This is a genomic window from Photobacterium sp. AWH4_225 (assembly GCF_056158405.1).
In genome coordinates this window covers 2033264-2052867 of record NZ_JBSWTF010000004.1, presented here as the reverse complement: position 1 = coordinate 2052867, position 19604 = coordinate 2033264, and the positions used below count along the sequence as shown (strand labels likewise).

Genomic DNA, 19604 nt, shown 5'->3' with positions numbered 1-19604 from the left:
TCACTGGCGAATCATCCTGTTGTGTTCCCGAAGCATCATTATCATACGATGAACTGTCATCCATAGCATCTACGCCTTGATTTGTATTATCACCTTGGGTCCAATCCCCATTTTGCCCATTCTCGTCTTGCATAGCCGGTTGATTAGGGTTACCCCCCTTATTACCTTGCATCGCATATTCTTCGGAGACATCCATCGTTAGTGACCCTGAGGCTCCATCTATTGCAGCACCTAAATCAGATTGACCCTCAAACTGCAGCGTCGCTTCACCTTCAAATTCATCCGATAACTTCATAAGCAGTGGCTTTGATAGGTTTCCACTGACGGTATAAGAACCATCATCATTGAGTAGCGCATTGGCAATCGTTGCCCCATCAGGAAGATCGCTTATCTCCACCTGTTCCACATCAGGGTTACTCGCTATTTCATCAGGCACTTCGAAATGAACATTATTCCCCGGAGCTGCAGTGATATCACTGTCAGTCTCTCCACCGTCTTGCTGGGCATCATCAGACTGTTCCAGTGTTGTTGTTTGGGTATCCATACCCTGACTATCCCCCTGCTGTGATTCAGCCACTTCTGGCTGACTGTCTGGGTCTTGGTACTCATCGACATCCAATGATAACTGGTGAACGGCTGTTGTTTCTCCGTCTGATGAAGTGACTTCAAGAGGCAGCTGACCGGTAAAGTCATCATCACTCCAGAATACCCATTCATCACCATCTTGGATAAGCGTGCCTTGATCGCCATGATAATCAACAGCGGTAATGGCCGACTCATCGCCCAAGCTCAGCTCACTTAGCAAATCTTCCTGAGTGAGAGTTAATGAACCCATTTCATCGAGCATAAATTCAGAAGGTTCCGGCTCTGCTACCTCAACGTTGAAATGAGACTGAATAGAGCTATTGCCGTCAGTGGCAATAAAGGCAATTTGAGCCTGCCCAGCAAAGCCTTCTGCAGGGGTAAAGGTATATTGTCCTTCACTATTGGTCTCAAGTACCCCCTGTCCTCCAACCACTTGGACAGATTCAATACTTAGTTGATCATTCTCCGTATCAGACAACTGCCCTAACATATCAGCATCGGTGAAGCTCAATTCATTACCCGAGCCAAGCTCAGTGGTGGCAATATGATCCACTGTAGGCGCACTATTATTACTTTCCTGAGCTTCAGACTCCGTAACAGCAATACTGCTTTGCACATCCACCAAGTTGCCGCCTTGATTCACCTGGTAGGCGAAATCGACTGGCCCTTCTTCACCTTCTGCTGGCGTAAATGACCAAGTTCCATCACCATTATCAACCAGCTCGCCCTGAGAGCGATCTATCAGATGAACACCCTGAACCGAATCACCATCGGTTGTCTCCACCCCTTCGGCCATGTCCAGCAAGTCGTCCATTGTTAACAGTAGTGACTCACCTTGAGCGGTATCGAAATCGGCATAAGCTTCAGTAGCCTCAGGCATTGTATTCGATGATTCTTCTCCATAGTCTGCCGTGGTCGCTGACACGGTAATAAAGAAACTACCCGTGAAATCATCCGGCGGAGTTAATGACAAATCATCAAAGCTCCAAGTTGTGACATCGATAACCTGCCCGGGCTCCGTGATAGTAATGGTGTTGTCACCATCAGTAACAACAAAGCCGACCGGGAAGCCTGTAATCACCAAATGACTTAGCTGCTCGGAAGTATCGAGCATATCGACATTTAGCCCCAGCAGCCCGGTTGTGTCTTCATCAAAAACCAAAGGCCCATCATGATCAGTGGTGATCACTGCTCCATCAGCGACCGGGCGAATATACACAGGTACATCCATTACCGTTGTCGCCCCATTAGGGTCACTGACTTCAACCTGTAACTCTGCCGTACCGGAATAATCATCCGCCGGCGTAAAAGTCCAACTGCCGTCTTCATTTTTCTCGACGTCACCCGCCTCTTCGCCTTCAACGGTAATCACTCGGGATACAACTAATTCGTCACCGTCTACATCACCGAACAGATCGAGCATATCTTCAGCTTTGAAGGTAAAGGCGCCATCTTCATACGTCGTCAGGTGCGCATTCCCGCCATTGAAAGGCGCGTCATTAACTGGCACCACATCCACTTTCAGCGAACCATCCACCACATCATCGCCATCTGAGATAGCGTAATCCAACTCAATCAAACCATTGAAATCTGGCGGCGTGATCAGATGATACATGCCATCCTGCTGTAGCTGCAGGTTGCCTGTCGGCGGCAGCTTCAACGACAGGCTTTCCAATGACAATTTATCGCCATCGGCATCTGATGCTTGAGAAAGAATAAATGCCGGATCAATTTCCAATATTTGATCTTCATTGACATCAAAGGTTAGTGTCGGCGCCTGAGGAAGATCTTCTACGGGTTTAACATCGACAGATACGGTTGCGGTGTCAAATGAACCATTGCCATCTGTAACGGAATATGTGAATGATGCCGGCCCGTTGTAATCAGGAGCCGGGGTAAAGACAACATTGCCGTCCTCATCCAGTTCTACCGTCCCGTGGGTATCATCTGTCGCTTCAACCGCTGTAATAGTGAGCACGTCACCATCTGCATCGGTATCATTGGCAAGCAGATCTGAAGGGGCAATGACCAACTGACCATCTTCTTCCACTTCTATTGCCCGGCTAGTAATACCTTGTTGGATATCCACCAATTGCTCGGTGACATCCATCGGCTCATCAGCCTTGTTGTGGTTGAGATCCAAAGCAAGGATATTGGTATCTTCACTACCATCGCCCTGAATTGTGGTCAGCTGAATTTCATCAGACATGGTGCGGGATACTGTCATATTCTGGACAACATAGGTCCCGTTGCCGCCCTCTGTACCCAATGTAAAGTGATGTACCGGTACATCCGTGGTGAACGCATAGGTATCTTGATACTCACCCGATTCACGGAACCCACCTTGGCTATCAATGAGGTTACCTTCAGCATCAAAAGCCTGAATAATCACTTCTGTTGCCTGACGACTTGATTCATCAAAATAGCCACCCAAGCCATCAAGCTGGAAGGTGATCTGATTGACATCCTCCCCTTCTACCGTCACCGTGAGGTATTCATCACCGCTCAAGCCGTTCTTGTTGTCGTTACCAATTCCAGCCCCTTTATGGCTGCCAGCCCCATTCCACGCAGCCAAATCCCCCTTGCTGACTTCGGTTGTAATGGTAACGCCATCTTCTTGATACACAGCCTTGTTGCCATCAACTGTGCCCCAGTCATCAACGTTGGCGGTGCCGTCAAATACCGTTGTCGAGGTGTCATTATCAAAGCTACCCACCATGATATCGCGGGTACCAGCCTGGACGTCGTCAGTATCTGGGACAAACTGTACTTGGGCATCTGCGGGGTACTCCCGGCCGACAACCATGTCTTCCCATTCACCGTCAGCATTCATGCATTGGACCGTGCCATGCTCTGGTGCTGCCTCCAGTCGAATTTGCGGCTCTTGGGCAGACATACGACTGTCATCAGCAGCGATAACTTCGTCGTTGACTGAGTTCACCGTGAGATCCAAACCGGTTACCACCGTTTCCTGGCCATCCGTGACATCGAAGGTCAGCTTCAGCTCACCGTTGAAGTTTTCATCCGGCGTAATGGTGTATGAACCATCTTCATTACGCTCTACCGTTCCATCAGCATCAAGCTGAAGGTTTTCAGCGGTCAACTTATCGCCATCGACGTCCGACGCATTCGCCAACAGCTGCTCTTGGGACAGTGTAATGGTGCCATCTTCATCGATGGTATAAGCCAAATTTGCACTGACTTCAGGTCCATCATTAACGGCTGCGACCTGCAGTGTCGCTCCTGAAGCCACTTGGCTGCCTTCACCATCGGTGACATCGAAGCTTATCGCCAAATCACCATTCACATTCTGGTCTGGCGTAACTACGTAAGACTTATCGCCTGTCTCAGGGTCAACCACGGTGGTAAACGAGGCATTGGCAATATTGAGGTTAACTACCGACAGATCATCACCGTCAACATCGCTGGCATTAGCCAGCAATGCCGCTTCGGTGATCACTATCTGGGTATCTTCATCAGTATTGAATTGCAGCGGGCTATTCGCATCGATAACCACTGCATCATTGACGAGTACGACATTGAAATCCAGCGTTGCTGTTGTCGAGGCCGTTTCAGGCGTGTCATTGTCCGCCGTCGCATCTTCGATTGCAGTCGCAGTGACCGTCAGGGATACCGGGCCATGGAAATTCTCGCCCCCCTGGAAGGTCAACAGGCTCAAATCCCAGTCGTTGATATCAACGCTGTTATCATCGCCATCTGCGGTGAAGGTATTGTCACCGTCAGTCAGTACCGCGCCATCGGGCAAACCATCCACCACCAGCGAAGCCAGCGATTCAGAGCCATCGGTATCACTCAGCGCGGCGTCGATATTGAGTGGCGTCGGTAAGTCTTCCGTCACCTCTTTCACGACGGTGATGGAGTCCAAAATGCCGCCTAGACTGTTATCATCCGGTGAATCGAACTCGAGCTTTGGATTATCCGTCGTCGCAGTAAACTGGTAGCTGTAATGGTTCCAGCCTATTTCATCCGGTGCCAGTGAATCGATCAACTGGCCTTCGAAGTAAATATCGACCTGAGAATCTTCACCCTCGTGGTTTTTACGCGCCGACATATCAAATTCAAGTGTAACTACTTCACCCGCTTTGACATCTAGGTTGGTGTAAAGATTGGATTCATCGCCGCGGTTGGCTTCAAGCTCAATCACCCCGCCACGGTTATCGCCCACGCCGTAGACATAATCCTGGTGGATTTCGATATGGTTATTGACATTGTCGGTATGCCAACCGGTCAGGGCTGTATCTTGGCCAAGCCCAAAATCTATCAGGCTCATATCAGTCAGCGATACGGTCAACGATGGCTCATCAGCCTCAGGCGCAATCGTCACCGGTGCGGTGAATATTGCATCAACCTTGGTATCATTAACGGTAATTTTGAGCGCAGCATCACCGCTGTAGTCTGCATCAGGGGTGAAAGTCCAATCTCCGCTCTCGTCATCACGGGTTACCGTGCCATTGCCTTCAACGCTGATATTGGTCACGCTCAGCACATCATTATCGACATCAGTGACATTCTCCAGCAGCGACGCCTCGGAGAGGGTAATCGAGCCATCTTCAGCAATGGTATATGACGTCTCGGCGAAAACGGGGACATCATTAACCGCTGCAACATCGAGTGTTCCCGAGGCGGGCGTCACTGCTCCATCATTGTCATCGACCTCAAAGGTAAAGGGCACTTCGCCATTGAAGTCATCTTTCGGGGTAAAGGTAAAGGTGCCGTCTTCGTTGTCCTTCAAGGCACCGTATTGTGGGTCAATCTGGAGGTTTATCGCCGTCAGGGTATCGCTATCCACATCAGTGGCATTTTGCAGCAGCATGTCCTGCGTAAAGGTAATCGCTGTATCTTCGGTGCCATCGATGCTGGTATCACCGACAACGGCAGCATCATTAACAGCAGTGACATCGACTGACACAGTAGCAGTATCGAACGAGCCGTTGCCATCGGTGACGGTATATTCAAACGACGCCGGTCCGTTATAGTCAGGCGCAGGGGTAAAGACCACATTGCCGCTTTCATCCAGCTCCACGCTGCCGTGAGTATCGTCGGTGGCAGCCACTTCAGTAATAGTCAGCGTGTCACCATCGACATCAGTATCATTGGCTAGCAAGTCGGAAGGGCTGATTACCAATTGGCCATCTTCTTCGACTTCAATGGCATTACTGTCTATTGAAGAAGGCGCTCCAAATGTTGCAATAGCAGGCCCTTCACCACTTGGCAACGTACTGTCATCTTGGGCGACAACGGCATCATTGACAGGATCGACCGTCAACATCATCTGGGTAGGAGTAGTAAATTCACCGTCTGTAATCTCGAAAGACAGTGAGATGTCTCCATGGAAGTCTTGTGGCGGCGTAATATCAAAACTGCCATTGCCGTTATCAACAACCACGACATCCGGGTGATTGGTCGTTACATTCTGGGCAACCAGCGCATCGCCGTCAGCATCTGAAGCATTCGCCAACAAATCATCCTGCGTGATGGTGATGGTCGTATCTTCATCCGTCGATGCAGCAGCAGGGCCTGTTACCTCTGGGGCAAACTCCCTTGCATCAACGTGTATAGTCTGGGTTGTGGTTGCCTCATCATTGTTTGACCGTTCAGTTGAAGTTGCCTCAACCACCAGATCAAACTCATCATTGAAGTCTTCAGGTAGTTGCAGCTGAATAGCCTCTTCGATGGCTACAGACGGCAGCACGATTGGTGTCTCACCGTCAGAAAGGATTTCTCCACGGAAGATATTGCTGTTTTCTTCTCCCATATCAATGGTGAACATAAAGTCATCGTAATCGCGGTCTCCGCCTCCCAACCAGTCTTCTATCCCGTAGACTATCTGCCCATCATCATTAAGCGTGGTGTGGGTGTGTTGGAAATTATCCTGATTAAGGTTTTCGCTGCTACCGCCATGGAAAATAGCATCACCAAACTGGCTGCGAATAATCGTTTCGGAACCATCATCACCCACAAAGACCAATTGTGGATCCGTTGATGACATAGAGGCAGGATTACCTTCTTGGTCTCGGAACTCAAATACCCCCTCTCCCAAGCCATCAAAATCATTTTTATGAAAGCCGTTAGGGATAACGAAAATATTAAAACTCTCGCCTTGTTCCAACTCGAAACTAAACGATGATTCTCCTGGTAACAAATCGCCACCGCCTCTGACCTGAGAGGCATTTTCGTAAACCAGCTCGACATCCGAGATATTGCCCTCTTCGTCGATACGGTAATAACCAACCGAATTCTTAAACCCAGCGCCTTCTCCTGCGAAGGTTACTGTCACGTCAGTATCTGCATAGCTTGTTAAGCCATTATCCTGGGCATCAAGTACTGCCTGGCCATCAAACTTAATAACCCCGCCTTCAGGCACGCCATCAATGGTCACACTGAGTGTTTCTGACAGATCCTGATCCGTTAAGCTGGCAGCAATATTCAGTTCAATAACATCATCGGGATCCGTATCGAGTACATTACCCGGAATGGCATTACTCTCGCCATCGGTTACCGATAGCTCTGGGGCATCAGCTACTGCTTCAACAGAAAGAGAACCTGAAGCGGGGGTCACCGCGCCATCATTGTCATCAACATCAAAGGTAAAGGGCACTTCGCCATTGAAGTCATCTTTCTGGGTAAAGGTAAAGGTGCCGTCTTCGTTGTCCTTCAAGGCACCGTATTGCGGATCAATCTGGAGGTTTATCGCCGTCAGGGTATCGCTATCCACATCAGTGGCATTTTGCAGCAGCATGTCCTGAGTAAAGGTAATCGCTGTATCTTCGGTGCCATCGATGCTGGTATCACCGACAACGGCAGCATCATTAACAGCAGTGACATCGACTGACACAGTAGCAGTATCAAACGAGCCGTTACCATCGGTGACCGTATATTCAAACGACGCCGGCCCGTTATAGTCGGCAGCCGGAGTAAACACCACATTGCCGCTTTCATCCAGCTCTACGCTGCCGTGAGTATCGTCGGTGGCTGCCACTTCAGTAATGGTCAGCGTGTCACCATCGACATCTGTATCGTTGGCCAGCAAATCTGATGGGCTGATTACTAGCTGGCCATCTTCTTCGACTTCAATGGGTCTTGACTGAATATCGCCATTGATTTCAATAAGCTGCTCGGTGATGCTGAGGCTCTCATCGGCAGTATTATGATTCAGGGCTAGCTGCAATGTATTGGTAACTTCGCTACCATCTGCCTGAATAGTAGTGACTTGCAGTTCTTCAGGCACAGTCCGGGAAATCGTCATGTTTTGCACAACGTAAGTTCCATCACTTCCCGTGGTACCTAGGGTAAAGTGGTGGACGGGAGTATCTGTAGTGAATACGTAGGTATCCTGGTACTCCCCAGAGTCTCGGTAGCCACCTTGAGAATCAATCAAGTTACCTTGCTCATCATAGGCTTTAATGATCACTTCTGTTGCATGGCTATGAGTTTCATCAAAATAGCCGCCCAATCCATCAAGCTGGAAGGTGATCTGATTAACCTCCTCACCTTCTATAGTCACTGTCAGCATTTCATTCGTATCAAGCCCTTCACGACTTTCATTACCTATACCCGCACCGACATGGCTACCAGATCCATTCCAAGCGGCAAGCTGGCCGGTATTGACCTGGGTAGTAACAGTGACACCGTCTTCCTGATAAACTGCGGTATCACCATCAACTGTACCCCAATCCTCGACCCGAGCTGTCCCGTCAAAAGTCGTGGTTGATGTGTCACCATCAAAACTACCAACTTGAATATCGCGGGTTCCGGCCTGGATATCTTCGGTATCTGGCACAAATTGCATTTGAGTGTCAGCCGGGTATTCCTGGCCGACCTGCATGTCGACCCACTCACCTTCCGAGTCCAGATATTGAACCGAGCCATATTCCGGCTCCGCATCAAGGCGGATCTGCGGCTCAAGGCCATTTAGGCGATCATCGTCAGCGGCAACCACTTCATCGTTAACCGATTGAACATCAACCGTTACGGTTGCTGTATCAAACGTACCGTTACCATCAGTTACTGTGTATTCAAAAGTCGCCGAGCCATGGTAGTTAGGCTCAGGAATAAAGACGACATTGCCGCTTTCGTCTAACGCCACGGTGCCGTGGGTATCAGCAGTGGCTGCTACTTCGGTGATGGTCAGCGTGTCGCCATCAACGTCGGTATCATTTGCCAGCAGGTCTTCTGGCCGAAGAACCAGCTGAGCATCCTCATCGACTTGTATTTCTGGGTTCGGCTGAGCATTGGCTGGCGAAGCAGAGAATGCACCAAAAGTAGAGATAGTTGGGCTGCTGGCACCATCATCGGAAGCAATAACCGCATCATTGACTGCTTCTACCTGCAACGTGGCACTCGAGGCCACTTCGCTACCTTGCCCGTCTGAGACATCGAAAGTGATCGTCAAGTCACCGTTAACGTCTTGGTTAGGCGTTATCACAAAAGACTTATCGCCTGTCTCCGGGTCAACTTGCGTCGTGAACGTTGCATCTGCAATATTCAAATTGGTCACAGAAAGCTCATCGCCATCAACATCACTGGCATTAGCCAGCAGCTGATCCTCGGTAATCACGATTTGGTTATCTTCTTGGGTATCAAACGCCAGCGGCGAGCTTGTATCAATATCAACTTCATCGTTCACAGCGGCTACGCTTAACAGCGCTGAAGAAGCGACTTCGCTCCCTTGGCCATCCGTGACATCGAAGCTGATTTGTAGCTCACCATTGATATTTTCATTGGGGGTTATAACAAAGGAGCGCTCACCGCTTTCAGGGTCAACTTGGGTTTCAAAGGAGGCATTGGCAATAGACAGGTTAAGGACACTGAGATCATCACCATCAACATCACTTGCATTGATAAGTAGCTGCGCTTCAGTAATAACGATCTGGCCATCTTCATTGGCTTCAAACGCTGGCTGCTCTTGGGAGTCAATGACAACTTCATCATTGATATTATCCACTTGAATTTCGAAAGTCTCAGAGCTGGTCTCAGTATCAAAATCACCGTCAGTGGCCATTTCCTTAGTAGTTGTATCGGCGACATCTACCTGAAAGGTTTCACTGGTAGTTTCAGTATCAAAAGGTGTCTGGCCACCAATTTGCCCTGATGTTCCACCACTACTACCTCCCGAGCCTTGGGCTTGCTCTTGGGCGTTTTGCTCGGCTCTACCCTGCTCTTCTTGTTCAGGTTGAGCATTTCTTTGTGCCCCACCTCCCACCGCTTGTGGCGCACCTCCGCCATCAACCCCGCCGCCTTCTTGTTGCTCAGGCTCTGCTGATTGTTCATCACCATTACCAGCTGATTGCCCTTGGCTCTGTTCACCGCTTTCTGAATCCGAACCTTCTACTACGGGCTGCACGCCAGCATCTTCTCCGTTATCAGCACCAGGCTGATTAGAAGGGCCATTGACTTGATCATTTTGCTCGGCAGCATCAGCACCCGTGGCCGTTGTCGAAGCCATGGTATTTTGTTGGTTTTGCCTATCCTGCGCACGGTGCTCATCGGTATTGCTATCGGGTGTCGCATTATGCTCAACCGCATTGTTGAGTGGATTTTGTTGGTCTTGATTTTGATTGTCCTGAGCCATGAAGCGCCTCCGTGCAATTGCCTGCCATTCTGTACAATTAAGAGTTTTCTAACTTTATGGATAGATTCAAATAAGGAGAAATGACAACCAGATAGCTAGGAATTTATAACAAAATCAAAAAATAGAGAGATAACGCACACTTACTGTGAACTTCATGTTTTTTTAATGATGAGATATTGATCAATAAATTAAATATTGGCTAGTGACTTCACCTTGTATTCCTGCATGGGCTAGACCATACATAATGGATAGCAAACTATTTTTTATCAGTGACTTGGAAAGAAAAACGATTTAGGGACAAAGAGATGATTGATTACAACGCGTTTACCGAAGCCATGGATGGCGATGAAGATATGATGTCTATGATCCTTGACCTATACAGTGCAGAACATGGTGAGGATATCGAGCTGATAACAGGATTATATGCTAGCAGCAATATTGAAGGCTTGTACCAAGCCGCACACTCTTTGAAAGGGGTCTTGCTGACATTGTGCGAAGACAATGCATCCCAGCAGCTAGAAACCATTGAGCAGCTCTGTAAACAGGGGCAATTACCTGCCAAGAACCTTATTGATGACATGCTGGCTGAAGTCGCCAATGTCAACACGCAAATTGAGTCGCTGCCTCTGGCAAATTAACTCTAGATTAGAATAGGCATTGCTTCAGGGAGTCGATGCAATGGGAATAGAAAAGCACATCAAGCATGCGCTTGTGGAAGCAAAATACAGCCAAGAGCAAGATAGCGACGATAGTGTATATATCCAAAGTGCTATGACAACGGTACACAAGTCGTTGCTGTTGCTGTTTATTGTGGTACTGCTGCTTATTGTTCTTGCCGCACAGGCAAGAATAGATATTGTTGTTTCCTCAAGGGGTGAGATCCTACTCGATTCGGATATCGAACGTGTCCAACATCTTGAAGGCGGGATCCTTGATGCCATGCTGGTTAAGACTGGGGATTACGTTTTCGCGGGTCAACCCATTGCCCGCTTGCGCTCGGTAGATAGAAATACCCAGCTAGATTCAGCAACGCTGGATATCGCCAGCCTTGAGATGGATATTCTTCGCTATGTTTCCCTGATCAATCATACCGAGCCAGATTTCACCGCTTATTCCACCTTCCCCCAACTAATCGCTCAATACACTGAGTCCTGGCAAAAAGAAGCGCAGAAGAATAACTCCAACCAAGCGCTTATTGCATTGGATATCGAACACAAGCAGAAGCTTATCAACTCGATGCAAAAGCGCATCGCCAGCTCGCGCAAGCAACTTAGCTTGATCCAAAAACAACTGACAATAAAAGAAACCCTCTACAAAGAAGAAATGGCCTCTTATATCGATGTACTCAACATGCAAGTACAAGAAGCGAATATGGTGAGGGAAATTGAAAACCTAACCGAAGCGGTGATGAATGAGAAGTTCCAGTTTGCCCGCCTAGAGAAACAATTAAAAGACACCATTGCTAACCGTAATGCTGGTTACCAAGCACAAATTAACCAGCTTGAAAAAGATCTCTCGCTGAAAAAAGCCCAGCTGCCCCAACATACCGACAAAGTCGAGCGCCTGACGGTGTATTCGCCTATCGACGGCATCGTTGACAAGATCCATTTCAATTTTAAATCGGCAGTGATCCCTGCCAATGAAAGCATTGCGGATATCTCACCGATTCATAATACGCTGCACGGCGAAGCGAAAATCGCCAAGAAAGACTTGGGGTTTGTTGAGGTCGGCCAAGAAGTCAAACTCAAGTTCGACACCTACAACTTTGCCAAGTATGGCTTTATCAGCGGCACTATCGACTCGATCAGCCGTTCATCATACCAAGAAGAAGAAAACGAATTTTATGTTGCCAAGATTGCAATTGAAAAAGATTTTCTGGAAAACGGCGGGGCAACCTACACCCTCTCGCCCTATATGGAATTTACTGCCGACATAAAAACTGGCTCCCGCTACGCCATTGATTACGCCCTGAAACCCGTGGTCAGTGCCATGGAAGATGCATTTGACGAGAGGTAACCAGCAGTGAAATTGTCAAGAAAAGCGCTTATTCGGTTTATTGTCATCTCCATGGCCATTGGTATTACCTGTCAAATGGTTATTGGCCTGCAATGGCATAGCCAAACAACGGAATATAATCAGGCGTTAAGTTCCGAGCTAGTTAATAACAGCCACCAATTAAATCACACCGCTCAAGGACTCATAAATTCGCTAAACAGTTGCCGAACCGCAGAGTGTCCGGCAGAAACAGTAATTAACAAACAAGTTAATACGTTACAACAAGACATCGAGCGCTTTAAACATGCCGCATCGATGGAAAAAACTACGATCAGCCTGGTGGGCAATACCCTCTACCCTCAGCTGGAACTGGCGCTTGTCAGATTTAATACTGACAGTGACCACCAGCAATTGTTACAGGCGATGTTGCAGCTATTGCCCCAACTTCAGACTGCGCAACAAAATTTAGCTGCCGCCATTAATGTTGATTTTCAGCAAAACCAACAAACTCTGTTCTACCGTGCACTTGTGGTATTTCTGATTTTCGGCCTGATCTCATCCGCCCTATTATTAATTCTGGTGGCAGCTTCCAAGCAAAAGGGACGTCAGTCGCAACATACCCAATCAGATGTCAATGAGCTTGCCAACCAACTAGAAAGTATCTCGGCCAATGAGATCACTGATATCTTAAATGACATCAGTACTCCTCCAGCACAGCGGCGTATTTTTGCCAACCTCTCAACCATGTATCAAGATGTCGAGCAGCAAAAACGCAATGCCGACTTATACCGCCAGCTTTATGCATTGATCGGTTACGAGATCCGCGGTATGACCAATACCATCCAAGGTGGTGTGCGCCTCATCGCCCAAGAAGCTGGGGAAAATGGTGCGGTTCTGGCGAGAGACATCACTTTAGCGACCAATACGCTTTCTGAATTAGCAGATAACTATAACCGTTTGATTTCAGGTGGTAATACCGCCGCGGCAGGGAATGTTACCTTCCTTCCGTTAATGTCTGAGCTATTGGTTCACCTAAGCGCAAAAACCCAGCACTCCCAACGCCACTTGGAATGTCATTTGGGCAGCAACTTACCGGGCGAAATTGAAGGTAACCCGACGAGTTTATTCTGGGTGCTGTTTTTACAGCTATCGAATGCTATTTCTGCCCAGAATGAACCTCATATTTTATTCCACATTCGCACCGAATCGGCTGACGAGGTAGAGCAATCTCGAATCATCTTCGAGATTGTCTTTTTACCTAGCAATTCGCTCAACTTGCTAGATATCCAAAATGCCCACTGGCAGGTACTTGAAGAAAAAAGCGGCATTAATGATGAGTGGTCAAAAGCAATCCTCTCCAAGGTCACCCGCTTTGAATCGACGTGGCTGAAATCAGAGATTACCCTGAAGGACAGCGATCAGCAGTCACAACAAGCCAATATGCAGAAGCTCCGGATTGGTATTGATATTACCCCTAAAAGCTTCCATCAAGCTGAGCGCTCTCTTGAGAACAAACACTTGATGATTTGCACAGACTCCCAGCTACAAATCGACATTATGTCGAAGATGCTGGCGCGCTATGGTGCAACGGTTGAGATCATCCGCTCTGCCAACGATATCTTTAAGTCGCTCAAGCGGATCAATGACTTCGACGGCATCATCATTACCGATACGATCAAAGGCATCCAGCTCAAATCGTTTTGTAAAACACTGCATTCTAGGCTGAAAAAGAGCAATAAAACCAAGCTCTTCTTGGCTGCATCTGAATCCAGTACGGTACAAGATACCCATGAGTTCGTTGACCGGGTTTTCTTTACCCCTTTCATTCCCCATGAACTGGTACCAAACCTCACAGAAGCCATGCAGGCAACGGAAGAAGCCGACGAGCAAACACAAAATGCCTTCCTGATTGTCGAGGACGACAAGGTACAGCAGTTCTTGCTGAAAAAGCTGCTTAGCAAGCAAGGTTATGACGCCCATACCGTTAGCGACGGGGCGCAAGCTGTTGAGTACATGAAAGAACACGGTGCCGACATCGTTTTCATGGACTGTATTATGCCGGGCATGGGCGGTATCGAAGCCACCAAACTTATTCGCCAACGAGAACAAGACTTGGACGTCTATCACCCCGCCACCATTATTGGCGCAACCGCACTCACCAGTGCCAGTGAACATAAGTCATGTATTGAAGCAGGGATGGACTATGTCATCAGTAAGCCGTACAAAAATGATGAAATTATCAAAGTTATTAAAAAATACATGGCCATCAAGAAGATCTGCTAATTCGCTTGTAGCAGTTTGTATCTCTGCCTCGCTTGGGTTGCCGGTACAAGCTGCTGATCTACTCAATGTGGTTGACGTGGCTTTGCAACGGAACTTATCGCTCAGTAGTGCCGAAACCAATTTGGCCGCTACTGAGTATGAGCTTGATATCAACCGAGGTAATTTCTTGCCATCGTTGAATGTGTCGGCCAATACCAACTGGAATGATGGGACAACGCACAAGTACAGTAGCTCAAATGCCAGAAACAGCTATAACAACCATGGCGTCAATGTCACCCTGACCCAAAGTTTGTTTGACCTTGGAGATATCTATTCTCACGGCAGCACGCAAACCGATATCGATATCGAGACGTTAAGAACCGAGCAAACCCGGCAACAAATTATCAGGGAAGCTGCTACGGCCTACTTTGAGTACCTGAAAAATCAAGCCCAAATAAGGGCAACCCAAGCAGAATTAGACTCATCAGAAGCCAGGCTGACTCTGATCAGCCGCAATATTGAACTGGGAAATGTTGCCGGTACCGAACGCTATGAAGTGCTCGCGCAGAAAGAGCGTACTGCAGATAGCCTACGTACTCTGAGGAAAGATCAACGTATCATTCTCAATGAACTGGCCAATATTGTTCAGCAGCCGCTCAAGCCCGATTTCGATCTGAAATCTAGCATCCAGTTTGAGGCTATCCCTTCTACCCGCCAGAACGAGCTCAATAACATCATGTACACGTCAGATCTTAGCTTGCTAATAGCAAAACAAGAGGTCAACAAAAGCCGGCAAGTGTTAAGGGAAACAGGCTCCACTTTCGTTCCTTCTCTCAAAGGCAGTATTGGATACACCTATGACAATACCAACGACGCATCGGCTAAGATCTACCCAGACAAAGGCGTAACCGAAGAAACAGTGTATACCCTGACTCTGGATGTACCGATCTTAAACGGCGGCCGTGACTACTACCGCTACCAGCAAAATAAAGTCGACATAGACAGAACGGAAATAGACCTCCAGAACAGCAAGAATTTCAGCCAGCAACAGTTTGATGAGTTCATTTACAACATCAATGATTTTTCGGCATCGCTAACCAGCCTCACCACCATTATCCAGGCGAACTACGCCTCATATATCGGTATTCAAAAAGCGCACAAACTCGGTACCCGTACCATTACCGACCTGCTTTCAGCCGAAAGCAAGTTGTACGGGAGTATTCGAGATTATGAAAGTGCCCGCTACGACTATGTCATCAATCTTATTCAACTTAACGAACGGATCGGCAACCTCAATATGGCCACGGTCGGTAAAATTGCCGAGCAGATGTCGCCTATGGATGACAACAGTTCGCAATCCCCTATTCCGCTCCACCTGATGGTTCAATGACGGAGTCAGCAATGAAAAGCCAACCTTTTACCCGAAAAATCAGCCCGTTGGACAAGCTGTACTTACTGTTCTCTACGTTAATGACCACCCTGCTCGGTTTGGTGCTACCTTTTTCTATTCTGATCATTTTTGACCGTATTCTGCCAAACCAGTCAACCAACTCCTTGATGCTGCTTTTTGCCATTATTCTGCTGGCTATCTTCCTCGATTACCAACTCAAGCAGCAGGAAGAAAATTTGGTATCAGTGATCATGAAGCGCTTTGAAAGCCAGTTGACCAACAGAGTCTTCCTCGCCGTCTGCGCAGCCAATATTGAGCGATTCAACCGGTTGGAGATGGGGGAATACCTAGAGCGGATTGCAACCATAGGGGATATCAAACAGTTTTTCGGCGGTGAAACCATCAAGGCGGTGATCAATGCGGGTACCAGTGTCATCACAGTGTTGATTATTTTGCTGATTAACGTGTGGGCTGGGTTGGCGCTGATCACCGCTTCCATCGCCTTGCTGTACGCTGCACGCCAGCTGTCCAAACGGCGGGTTGAAGTGCTTTCCCAGCGTTCTGATATCGAAGGGATGACCAATTCAAAAATTATCGAAATTGTCTCTAACCCTCTGGATATCAAGAGCCGCACCATGGAGTACCGTATAGAAAGTATCATGGTCGAAATGATAGGTGAGCGTGAAGAGCAGAGTATTGCCTATGAGCGTTTGGAGTCTTCATTCAATCTGACTTTGAACCTCATCCAGCAACTCTCCGTGGCTATTGTTGTCGTTCTTTGCGCACTTGCGGTGATCAACTTGGAAATCAGCCAAGGGGTAATGGCAGCCGTTATCTTGCTGACAAACCGCTATTTCGCCCCCTACCAACAGGTGATGCGGGCTCTGAGCCGCTGGAGGACGAACCAGCTCAATGTTCAGCGCATTGCGGAAATCTTGGAGCTAGAGTCTATCCAACAAAGTTCGCAGGAAAAAGAACCGGTAAACACCCTGTTAGTCTCCCCTGTAGATAACGGTACTGAGCCGGGCATACCGACGATGTCTTTATCTAAAGGTCAAATACACCTGCTCACTGGCGCCAGTGGCAGCGGGAAAAGCCACCTTCTTCGATGCTTAACCCGGGATAGCCATGACGATAGTCTCGTGGTAACGCTTGGCGACAAAAACATTAGCGAGATTGATTATAGCCAATGGCGGAATAATGTCATCAAAGTGGATAAAAACGCCTCGCTCGTTGAGGGAACCATCATAGATAATCTGACCTGCTTTCAGCCGCACCTTAACAGCGCTGCGTTTTCCCTATGTGAAAACCTGGCGATCAAACAAAAGATCGATGGCCTCAAAAACGGTTTTTACACCAAAATATCCAGCCACAGCCAGCTGCCATTTTCGCGCCAGGTACTCTTTGCATTGCTCATTGTCAGGGCTCTGCTCAGCAACAAACGCGTATTGCTGATTGATGATATCGACATGGTTTACAACGAAGAGTTTGGCCGCTTGCTGTTAGCTTGCATTACCCCGAAAACGAATAATTTCATCTGTGTTATAGCGAGCAACAAACTGGGACATTCAGATCCTCGCTTGGTTAGTCATAAACTTGTTTCAAGGATCGTCGCATGAGTGTACTAATCGATTTCAGCAATACTGACGAGCGGCTAGGCGACTTTGGCTCTGCCAAGTTCAAGCAGCGTTACAAAACCTCTCCGACGCTATTGGGGCTCGCCTATACCCTTGTCACTTTGCAGTGGGAAGGGACGCCGGAGATCCTCAGTGATGCCTTTGTCCCCAAAGCCCGTGATGTAGACAGTTTTGCCAGTACTTTAAGGCGCTTAGACTACGAATGCCAGGTACGGCAACTCGCCAGCATGGCGCAGCTTACAGAGGTCTCAACTCCCGCATTTGTCCAGTTTGACAATGTCTGTACTATTTTTCTTGGCATCGAAAACGGCCAAGCGAAACTGTTCGACTATCGCAACAACGTCCTCATTGAACACCCGCTAACCACTGATAGCTGCACAGTCTGTGAAATTTCAAGCTACTCAAAGATTTTCCGTGAACCACCGCCTGAATCGCAAGACAAATCCAACTGGATTAAATACGCGTTCTACCGGTACAACAATGAAATCAAAAGCCTGTTGCTGCTGAGTCTGATCATCAACGTATTAGGTGCGATGCAACCCTTCTTTATCATGGGGGTTTATAGCTTTGCCCTCAGTTCAGGTTCACAGACTACACTGTTTTGGCTAACCGGGTTTGCGGTTTTTCTCGCCTTATCCGAGTACGCTTTCAAGCGAATGCGAATGAATATTTTAGCCACTTCGGGGAAAGATCTCGCAACCCACATTTCGCAAAACGTTATCAGCAAATTGCTGTGGCTCCCCTATTCGATGACATCATCGGCAGGTGTCTCTTCGCAATTAGCAAGGCTGAAAGATATTGACCAGTTCCGAAAACTGGTAACGGCAGAATCATCTCTCAGTTACTTCGATATGCCCTTTGTGATCATCTTTATCATGGCGATCACCATCATATCCGGCTCTGCGGCACTAACCGTCTTGGCGGGGATTGCCCTTATGCTGTTCTTTTGTGTCTATGCCCGTTATATCTACAACCAAGCTACGGCCAGAAGCTCCCGGGCTAACGCCATGGTGTCCTACCAGTGGAACGAGCTGCTAAGAAATATCGGCAGCCTCCAAGGACTCCCTTTGATCAGGGTGATCCGCTCACGCTTCCAAGCTGCTCACGGCCAAAGCCTAGACGATGCCAAAGGCGTGTCGGTCACCAATGGTAAAATCCAAGCGATGGGACAAGGATTAATCCAAGCGATTGGTACTGCCAGTATTGTGACTGCCGTTTTTGGTGTGATGTCCGGCGAAACAGACGCCGGTGCCATGCTAGCTATCATTATTTTGGTATGGAAGGCACTTGGCCCTATCATGGGGATCTACAACTCGCTCACCAAGTTCAAAACCATCAAGTCAGCCAGTGCTCAAATCAATGCGCTGATGTCACTCAACGATGACCGCCATTCACTGGAAAGCAGCCCGCCTATCCGTCAGTTCAAGGGCAATATCGCCATTTCCGGGCTTACCCACCGTCACCAAGGAGCCGCAACAGGGTTAACCAATCTCGCTTTCAGCGCTCAGGCCGGGGATAAGATTTCCATTTCCGGTGGCTCGGGATCAGGGAAAACAACCTTACTTACCATTCTGGCCGGCCTGGAAGAAAAGTATCAGGGAAACGTTCTGCTCGATGGCTATAACATCAAGCAGTTCAACAACTTTCGTTATAGAAAAGCGATCAACTACATACCGTTCGAACTGCATATCTTTGATGGTACGCTGGAATCGAACTTCATCATTCATGATGGCGTCATTTCAACCAAGCAGATGGAAGAAACCATTGAGTTTTTCAACCTAGGTCCATGGCTACCCGATGGCCTTCAAACCCAGATGTCGACAGAGTTTGTCCAGCAGCTTCCTAATGGCGTACAGCAACTGATTAGAATGGCGCTGGGGCTCGGTAGCTGTGACCAAGGCATCATCATCATTGATGAGCCCTTCGTAGGAAGTGAGAAAGAATACACTAAGTACATCAATAAGCTGTTTACCGAAAAGCTCGCCCAGGCCACGGTGATCTACACCACCAATGACAAAGCCTATATTGCCGCTTCCACCAGCTGCCTATTGCTCGACAACGACGGAGCGCAGAAGTACTTTGGCTTCCCGGATAAAGTTATTCAAACAATGAAGGGGTAAGAAAACAGGCAGTACTTCTGCTG

The 19604-nt window shown here is 48.1% G+C and carries 6 protein-coding genes and 2 pseudogenes; 6 read left to right on the top strand and 2 right to left on the bottom strand.

Annotated elements, in window-relative coordinates; all coding sequences use genetic code 11:
* Positions 1 to 871: 871 nt before the first annotated feature.
* Positions 872 to 2695 (bottom strand): annotated as a pseudogene (locus ACXAD4_RS26355) (tandem-95 repeat protein); the annotation flags it as partial.
* Between the two features lie 804 nt (positions 2696 to 3499).
* A pseudogene (locus tag ACXAD4_RS26350) lies at positions 3500 to 9607 on the bottom strand (tandem-95 repeat protein); the annotation flags it as partial.
* Positions 9608 to 10482: 875 nt separating this feature from the next.
* Between ACXAD4_RS26350 and ACXAD4_RS26345 the strand changes: the two are divergent.
* The 6 genes from ACXAD4_RS26345 to ACXAD4_RS26320 are packed head-to-tail and all read left to right on the top strand — an operon-like array spanning position 10483 to position 19581.
* Positions 10483 to 10815: an Hpt domain-containing protein gene (locus tag ACXAD4_RS26345; protein ID WP_475244964.1), complete on the top strand. Its 333-nt coding sequence runs from the start codon at positions 10483 to 10485 to the stop codon at positions 10813 to 10815.
* A 40-nt stretch (positions 10816 to 10855) separates the two neighbouring features.
* Complete coding sequence (locus tag ACXAD4_RS26340; protein WP_475244963.1) at positions 10856 to 12193, top strand: HlyD family type I secretion periplasmic adaptor subunit; 1338 nt, start codon at positions 10856 to 10858, stop codon at positions 12191 to 12193.
* A gap of 6 nt (positions 12194 to 12199) precedes the next feature.
* Complete coding sequence (locus ACXAD4_RS26335; RefSeq protein WP_475244962.1) at positions 12200 to 14455, top strand: ATP-binding response regulator; 2256 nt, start codon at positions 12200 to 12202, stop codon at positions 14453 to 14455.
* Entirely contained in the window at positions 14376 to 15824 is a 1449-nt protein-coding gene (locus ACXAD4_RS26330; protein WP_475244960.1) for a TolC family protein, read from the top strand. Before ACXAD4_RS26335 ends, ACXAD4_RS26330 begins: the two co-directional genes overlap by 80 nt.
* 11 nt (positions 15825 to 15835) lie before the next feature.
* Positions 15836 to 17443: an ATP-binding cassette domain-containing protein gene (locus tag ACXAD4_RS26325; RefSeq protein ID WP_475244959.1), complete on the top strand. Its 1608-nt coding sequence runs from the start codon at positions 15836 to 15838 to the stop codon at positions 17441 to 17443.
* Positions 17440 to 19581: an ATP-binding cassette domain-containing protein gene (locus ACXAD4_RS26320; RefSeq protein ID WP_475244958.1), complete on the top strand. Its 2142-nt coding sequence runs from the start codon at positions 17440 to 17442 to the stop codon at positions 19579 to 19581. Before ACXAD4_RS26325 ends, ACXAD4_RS26320 begins: the two co-directional genes overlap by 4 nt.
* Positions 19582 to 19604: the final 23 nt, after the last annotated feature.

What these genes read in the sequence shown, in the direction of transcription:
- ACXAD4_RS26345 (WP_475244964.1), top strand. Translation starts at nt 10,483, where the DNA reads ATGATTGATTACAACGCGTTTACCGAAGCCATGGATGGCGATGAAGAT.
- ACXAD4_RS26340 (WP_475244963.1), top strand. Translation starts at nt 10,856, where the DNA reads ATGGGAATAGAAAAGCACATCAAGCATGCGCTTGTGGAAGCAAAATAC.
- ACXAD4_RS26330 (WP_475244960.1), top strand. Translation starts at nt 14,376, where the DNA reads ATGTCATCAGTAAGCCGTACAAAAATGATGAAATTATCAAAGTTATTA.
- ACXAD4_RS26325 (WP_475244959.1), top strand. Translation starts at nt 15,836, where the DNA reads ATGAAAAGCCAACCTTTTACCCGAAAAATCAGCCCGTTGGACAAGCTG.
- ACXAD4_RS26320 (WP_475244958.1), top strand. Translation starts at nt 17,440, where the DNA reads ATGAGTGTACTAATCGATTTCAGCAATACTGACGAGCGGCTAGGCGAC.